Annotated in this window: 7 protein-coding genes and 1 tRNA gene; 4 read left to right on the top strand and 4 right to left on the bottom strand. The window is 64.3% G+C overall.

The genetic code is table 11. The features are described 5' to 3' along the window. Positions 1 to 2: 2 nt before the first annotated feature. Positions 3 to 75: transfer RNA gene (locus IGS61_RS27605), tRNA-Lys, on the bottom strand. Between the two features lie 120 nt (positions 76 to 195). Here IGS61_RS27605 and IGS61_RS27600 point away from each other — a divergent pair. Both IGS61_RS27600 and IGS61_RS27595 read left to right on the top strand, forming a co-directional pair. Further along, entirely contained in the window at positions 196 to 654 is a 459-nt protein-coding gene (locus IGS61_RS27600) for a MarR family winged helix-turn-helix transcriptional regulator (protein WP_230542490.1), read from the top strand. After that, positions 651 to 2,150: an MDR family MFS transporter gene (locus tag IGS61_RS27595; RefSeq protein ID WP_230542489.1), complete on the top strand. Its 1,500-nt coding sequence runs from the start codon at positions 651 to 653 to the stop codon at positions 2,148 to 2,150. Before IGS61_RS27600 ends, IGS61_RS27595 begins: the two co-directional genes overlap by 4 nt. Here IGS61_RS27595 and IGS61_RS27590 read toward each other — a convergent pair. Then, a complete protein-coding gene (locus tag IGS61_RS27590) occupies positions 2,144 to 3,232 on the bottom strand; it encodes an NADH:flavin oxidoreductase/NADH oxidase (RefSeq protein ID WP_230542488.1) in 1,089 nt (362 codons plus the stop codon). The two genes, IGS61_RS27595 and IGS61_RS27590, sit on opposite strands and share 7 nt — an antisense overlap. A gap of 106 nt (positions 3,233 to 3,338) precedes the next feature. Between IGS61_RS27590 and IGS61_RS27585 the strand changes: the two genes are divergently transcribed. Next, positions 3,339 to 3,680, top strand: coding sequence for an ArsR/SmtB family transcription factor (locus IGS61_RS27585; protein ID WP_230542487.1), 342 nt, complete (start codon positions 3,339 to 3,341; stop codon positions 3,678 to 3,680). A 122-nt stretch (positions 3,681 to 3,802) separates the two neighbouring features. After that, positions 3,803 to 4,933: an acyltransferase family protein gene (locus IGS61_RS27580; protein ID WP_230542486.1), complete on the top strand. Its 1,131-nt coding sequence runs from the start codon at positions 3,803 to 3,805 to the stop codon at positions 4,931 to 4,933. A gap of 30 nt (positions 4,934 to 4,963) precedes the next feature. Here the strand turns inward: IGS61_RS27580 and IGS61_RS27575 are convergent, their stop codons facing one another. Together IGS61_RS27575 and relB are read right to left on the bottom strand one after the other, a co-directional pair. Then, on the bottom strand, positions 4,964 to 5,245 hold the full coding sequence (locus IGS61_RS27575) for a type II toxin-antitoxin system RelE/ParE family toxin (protein ID WP_230542485.1): 282 nt from the start codon (positions 5,243 to 5,245) through the stop codon (positions 4,964 to 4,966). Further along, positions 5,214 to 5,417, bottom strand: a complete 204-nt coding sequence (gene relB, locus IGS61_RS28040) for a type II toxin-antitoxin system RelB family antitoxin (protein WP_442908112.1) — start codon at positions 5,415 to 5,417, stop codon at positions 5,214 to 5,216. The genes IGS61_RS27575 and relB overlap by 32 nt, the downstream gene beginning before the upstream one ends. Between the last annotated feature and the right edge of the window lie 214 nt (positions 5,418 to 5,631).

Raw genomic sequence — 5,631 nt, 5'->3', positions numbered from 1 at the left:
GGTAGGCCGTGCGGGATTCGAACCTGCGACCAACGGATTAAAAGTCCGCTGCTCTACCAGCTGAGCTAACGACCCAAGGGCGGCTATTATGACGGCCAATGGCGGTTTTGGGAAGGGCCGGGGCGGAAAAAAGCCTTGCGTTGCTCTGATTCGAGGTCTAATATGGGTAGATAGCCTACCTATTCATATGATCCCATGCCCGCAACCGAAGACTTTCCCATCCCCGAACGCGCGCTGGCGCTGTCCGATGACTTGCGCCTGGCGCTCAAGCGCCTGTTGCGCTCAATGCAGCGCGAAGGGGGCGAGCTGGAGGGCAACGTATCGATGATGCAGTACATGCTGCTGGCGCTGATCCACGAGCAGCCCGGCATCGGCGTGGCTGCGCTGGCGCGGCTGCAGAATGTGCGCGGGCCGACCGTCAGCGCCCAGGTCAAGTCGCTCGAAGAGGCGGGACTGGTCGAGCGCAGCGCGCCCGATCCGCAGGATCGCCGGCGTTCGGGCTTGCACGTGTCCGCGCATGGCCTGGCCATGCTCGACACCTTGCGCGCGCGGCGCCGCGATGCGCTGGCGCGGCGCATCGCCCGCCTGACGCCGCAGCAGGTCGATGCGCTGGAAGCCGCCATGCAGCCGCTGCTTGAGATTGGACAAGCATGAGCGGCCACGATCACGCCGCAGGCGCAGACAAGGACGCCGTAAAACCCGTCACCGAGCGCGAAGTGCGCGCCATCTATCTGGGCCTGATGGCCGTGCTGGGCCTCGGTGCGCTGGACCAGAGTATCGTCGCCACGGCCTTGCCGCGCATCGTCGACGACCTGGGCGGCATGGCGCATCTGTCGTGGGTGGTGACGGCCTACGTGCTGGCGTCGACGGCCACCATGCCCCTGTACGGCAAGCTGGCCGACCAGTATGGCCGCCGCCCCATGATCTTCACGGCCCTGCTGACCTTTTTGCTCGGCTCCGTGCTGTGCGGGCTGGCGCAGAACATGACGGAACTGATCATCTTCCGCGCCATCCAGGGCCTCGGTGCGGGCGGCTTCATGCCGCTGGCGCAAATCATCATCGGCGACATCGTGCCGCCGGCCGAACGGGGCAAGCGGCAGGGCATGGTGCCCATCGTGTTTGCCGTCACCAGCGTGCTGGGCCCCGTGCTGGGCGGCGTCATCACGGATGCCCTGTCGTGGCACTGGATTTTCTATGTCAACCTGCCGGTGGGCATTGTGGCCTTTTATATCATCGCGCGCGCCATGCGCAAACCGGCGCGCACGCATGCGCACAAGATCGATTACCTGGGGTCTGCGCTGCTGACGGGCGCCGTCACGGCGGCCCTGCTGGTGCTGGCGCTGGGCGGCACGGAGTGGCCGTGGGACTCTCTCGCCATCAAGGTATGCGGCGGCGTCGCCTTGCTGCTGGGCGTCTGGCTGGCGTTTCACGTGGGCAGGGTGGACGAACCCGTGCTGCCGCCCGACCTGTTCGAAAACCGCACCTTCAATATCGCCAGCCTGGTGATGGCCATGACCTTCATGGGCCTGATGGGCGCCAGCGTCTTCTTTCCCCTGTTCTTCCAGCTGGTGATGGGCACGAGTCCGGCCGAATCGGGCGTGATGACGGTGGCGATGATGGTGGGGCTGGTGGCGTCGTCGATGTTCAACGGCCGGGTGCTGTCGCGCTCGGGCAAGTACAAGATGGTGCAGGTGGCGGGATTGGCCGTGGCGCTGCTGGCGTTTGCCGTGCTGGCCTGGGCCATGGAAACGTCGCGCGGCTACTGGATCATCGAGCCGGCCATCTTCTTCCTCGGCACGGGGCTGGGACTGGTGATGCCGAACATGACGATCGCTGTGCAAAATGCCTTGCCCCTGGCGCGCCGGGGCGTGGGCACGGCCATGCTGGCCTTTTTCCGCTCGCTGGGCGGCTTGCTCGGTGTGACGGCGTCCGGCGCCATCCTCGCGCACCAGCTGCACCAGCATGGCGTGGAAGCCGTGTCGGCGCTCGGTGCGCAGGCGGCGGCGCAGACGGTGGAGGTGTACCGCCATGCCATCGCCAGCGTGTTTGGCGCCGGCGCCGTGCTGCTGCAGGTGGGACTGGTCTTCCTGCTGTTCCTGCCGGAACTGCCCTTGGAGGGGCATCCGGCAACGGTGAAGGATGATCAGTAGCGTTCCAGCCAGTGCGCGTACGGCGCCGGCAGGGTCCACGAGGCGCGCTCGACGCCGAGTTCCTTGGCGGCAAAATATGCCCAGTGCGGATTGGCCAGGTGCGCCTTGCCGACCATCACTACGTCCAGTTGCTCTTCCTTGACTACGCGCTCGGCGATGGCCGGCGTGCCGAAGCCCCAGGCGGACGAGACGGGTACGCCCGCTTCGCGGCGGACTCTTTCGGCAATCGGTCCCATGAAGGCCGGGCCCCACGGAATCGACACGTCTGGAATGGTAAAGCCCATGCTGACGCTGATCATGTCCATGCCCGAATCCTTGAACTGGCGCACGAGACCGATCGATTCGAGCAGGGTTTGCTCGTCGCGGCCGTCGAATTCCAGCACGCCGAAGCGGATGGTCAGCGGCAGGTGCTCGGGCCACACTTCACGCACGGCTTTCAATGTTTCCAGCAGGAAGCGGCTGCGGTTTTCCACGCTGCCGCCATAGATGTCGTCGCGCTGGTTCGAGTGGGCGGAAAAGAAGCTTTGCGCCAGGTAGCCGTGGGCGAAGTGCAGTTCCAGCCATTCGAAGCCCACTTCGCGGGCGCGGATGGCCGCATCGACGAAGTTCTGTTTCACGCTGGCAATATCGTCGAGGTCCATGGCGCGCGGCACTTTCGGCAGGCCGCCGCCGAAGGCGATGGCGGACGGAGCGATGGTTTGCCAGCCGCGTGCGTCGCCTTCAGCAATGTGGTCGTCGCCTTCCCATGGACGGTTGGCGCTGGCCTTGCGGCCCGCGTGGGCGATCTGGATGCCGGGCACGGCGCCGGCCGCCTTGATGGCCTTTACCACCGGCACGAAGGCTTGCGCCAGATCATCGCTCCAGATGCCCGTGCAGCCTGGCGTGATGCGGCCTTCGGGCGCCACGGCCGTCGCTTCGACGATCACCAGTCCCGCGCCGCCGCGCGCCATGCCCGCGTAATGCGACAGATGCCAGTCGTTGGCTTGGCCATCGACGGCCATGTACTGGCACATGGGCGGCACGGCGATGCGGTTGCGCAGGGTGACGTTTTTGAGGGTGTAGGGCTGGAAGAGGGCGGACATGGTGGCCTTTGTGTGTGTGGATGAAAAGATTGGCAAATGCTGATTCGGTAGTTCGTAAATATTCGAAGAATGGAATTAGTATAGCGCATGCTGTATGATTCTGCTCATGCGCCCACACAAACATCCCTCCGCCAGCGAATTCGTGCTCGAAAGAGTGCTGTACGCCTTGAGCGATTCCATACGCCTCGACATCGTGCGCCACCTTGCCAGAGTCGAGGCGGCCGCTTGTGGCGACCTCGATGGCGGGCGGCCGAAATCGACCGTTTCCCACCATTTCAAGGTCTTGCGCGAAGCGGGCCTCGTCTACACGGAAAACGCGGGCACGACGCACATGAACACCCTGCGCCGCGCCGATATCGAGAGCCGTTTCCCCGGCTTGCTCGACGCCATCCTCGCGCAACAGCCATTGGCGCCCGGGCAGCCGGAGGCGGAAAAGCCGGCAGCTTAGCCGCCTGCCGCGCCCCGCCATTTGCCAGGCTCGGCTATGATGTCGGCCTTTCGGTAAATCCCCGGCCGCGCGCCTGTTGCGCGACGGACTGGCGAGACTACCTGGCACGGCAAGGGATGGGAATGACGGTAGCAGCAGTGGTATCACAGGCGGACCTGGCAAATCGTCCGCAGTTTGGCTGGATCAATGTATTGAAGGCGGGCGCGGCGCAGTTGATCGTGTTGCACCACCTGGCGTTTTACGGGCCCATGTCCGACTACGTGCAACCGCTGTGGCCCGCGTTGCTGGACTGGCTGGGCGGCAGTGCGCGCATCGCCGTGCAAGTATTTCTCGTCATCGGCGGCTTTCTCGTCGCCAAATCCCTGTCACCCGCCGGCCAGCCCGGCATTGCCACCCCGCTGCAGGCCGTCTGGCGCCGCTATGCCAAGCTGGCGCCGCCTTTCCTGGCGGCCACCTTGCTCGCCGCCGTGCTGACGCCCGTGGCCGGCATCTGGATGCTGCACGATTCCATGTCGGCCGCCGTCACCCTGGGCCAGCTGAGCGCCCATGTCCTGCTGCTGCACGGCGTGCTGGGCTATGAATCGCTGTCCGCCGGCGCCTGGTACGTGGCCATCGATTTCCAGTTGTACCTGCTGACGGTATCGCTGCTGTGGCTGGGCGGCCGCCTGGCGGGCCGGCGGCGCGGACGCTGGCTGATGCCGCTGGCCGTCACCGTGGGCATCACCTTTTCCCTGCTGTATTTCAATCTCGATGCGGGCTGGGACAATTGGGCGCCGTATTTCTTCGGCAGCTATGGCCTGGGGCTCATGGCCTGGTGGGCCAGCGACCCAGCCCGCAAACCGGGCGCCATGACCGCGCTCATGGCCATGGCCGCCGTGCCCGTCCTGCTGGCCCTGGCCGTCGACTACCGCAGCCGCATCGCCCTGGCCCTGATCGTCGCCTGCGCCCTGTTCCTGTTCGGCCGCGCCCGCACGCCTGCGCAGGGCGGCGCGTGGAATATCGTCAACGCCCTGGGCCGCATCTCGTATGCCGTGTTCCTCGTCCACTTTCCCGTCAGCCTGCTGGTGAATGCTTTATTTATTGCCTATGTGCCGCTCGAACCCGAGTGGCAGGCGCTGGGCATGCTGACGGCCTGGGGCGCCAGCCTGGCGGCCGGGGCGGCGTTTTACCGCTGGGTGGAGGTGCCGCTGGGGCGGGCGATGGGGAGCGTGGTGGCGCATCTGGCCGGGAGGCAGGCGCTGGCGTCGCGTTAACGACCGGTTTTCGATATGCGGGGAGGGGACTCAGGGATAGAGTTGCCGTGTATGCATGACGGCAAGAATTTCTATTGCGCTTGCTTCAACGCGATATACGACGACATAGTTTGGGTGGGCAACCAGTTCGTGCGTGCCTGCAACTCTTCCGGTTCGGTATAAATGAGGATGATGGGGAAGTTGGGAGATCGCGTTGTCGATGTCGTTGTAAAGCTGAAGTGCTGCTGGCCGGTTGCGCTGCGCGATGTAAGTGAGGATCGCGGTCAAATCTTCCTGCGCTTCAGCCTTCCATAGAATCGGCAGCATGGTCATCAGGCTGGGCTGCGACGATTTTTTTCAGTTGCGCCATGACAGTGTCATGTGGGCGGGCAGGGCGGTCATCATTTAGCGACGCTAATACCTTGGCGCGAAACCAGTGCTCATAGGTTTCGGCGGCTTCCGCTGTCTCAAATGCGGGCGTGGTCGAGGATAGAGGGCCGTTCATGATTGCCTGATTATACGACAGTTCAACAGGGGTGCATCGCAGGTGGCAGGGTGTTTGATTTGCGTCAGCGATCGCATCCCGCGCAGGCGATGCTGCCCAAAACAAAAAAGCCAACCGCGAACGGTTGGCTTCTTCATAGTATTTGGTAGGCCGTGCGGGATTCGAACCTGCGACCAACGGATTAAAAGTCCGCTGCTCTACCAGCTGAGCTAAC

The organism is Janthinobacterium sp. FW305-129 (genome assembly GCF_020858115.1).
GTDB lineage: Bacteria > Pseudomonadota > Gammaproteobacteria > Burkholderiales > Burkholderiaceae_D > Janthinobacterium.
Note: the sequence above shows the minus strand (reverse complement) of the source record. Positions and strands in the feature narration are given on the sequence as shown.